This window comes from Acinetobacter sp. ANC_7682 (assembly GCF_056779795.1).
Genome location: NZ_JBWYIQ010000074.1, coordinates 1 through 1,024 on the forward strand (window position 1 = coordinate 1; position 1,024 = coordinate 1,024).

The 1,024-nt window shown below is 25.0% G+C and carries 1 pseudogene; it reads right to left on the reverse strand.

Annotation, left to right across the window (positions count from 1 at the left end):
• Nucleotides 1-889: 889 nt before the first annotated feature.
• Nucleotides 890-1,024 (reverse strand): annotated as a pseudogene (locus tag AC1M9D_RS14015) (IS1 family transposase); the annotation flags it as partial.

The following is a 1,024-nucleotide window of genomic DNA, read 5'->3' on the forward strand; positions in this document are numbered from 1 at the left end:
TGGTTGTGCGGTAGATTTTGTGTGTAGGCTTCTTCATTTGAAAATTATATCGCTGAAAAACCCTTTACAGATAGGTTTGTGCAACAAAGCCCTTTGAAATTGAACGAATTGATACTTATATTGACTGAAGACAAAATAAGTTTAGATGAATTTATTTTAAAGTGTTCTGTTGTATCGATTGGCTAAGATAAGCAGCATGCGCATATTAATGATGCTCAGACCTTGTCAAAAATCAAACAGGCCTTATAACACTGTGATCAAAAAAATTCGTGGTTTAAAAATCATATAATTAGCCCACCCAAATTTAATTAAAATACCCAACGATAATATGTGTGAATTAAATCACAAAATACACCAAATCAACATATAAGAAAAACTTCACAATATAAGAATTAATTTTTAATAACTTTGAATGAAATTCCAAAATATTTCGTTATGAGTTATTTATCAATATTCAACTAAAATAGTGAGAATTTATTCTCATATTAAATTAAATTCAAAAAAAGAATCACACTTAAATATTTAAAGAAAACAATAATAAAACATAAAATACTGATTTATATATACTATTAATTTTAATAAATATTAATCCAATCACAAATAATATAATAAAATACAAAATATATATAAATAAAATAATTTATCTAAATAACAAAATAACAAAATAACAAATAAAAAAATATTATTGTGACTCACATCTCATTATAACCACCATGATATTAATTCGTTCAAATTAATAATTAAAATAATGTTTGTTTAATTAATCTAAATATTGAACAATAATTAAACACGAAATCTAGCTATTAAAAATCAAGCTAGATCTCAAATAATATCCCATCATTAAGGTGTAATTATGAAATCCGGTGGTGTTTCAAAAAGTATGCTGGCGTTAAACAAATCCGTTATTAAGGTAAAAGAAAGTCAAATCAAAGACTTTAAAATGATTTTCGAGCTTTTTAGAAAAGTTGCAACTTCTCCTAAATCCACGCCTGATTCGATGACGAATTCTACAATTGTTACCTTC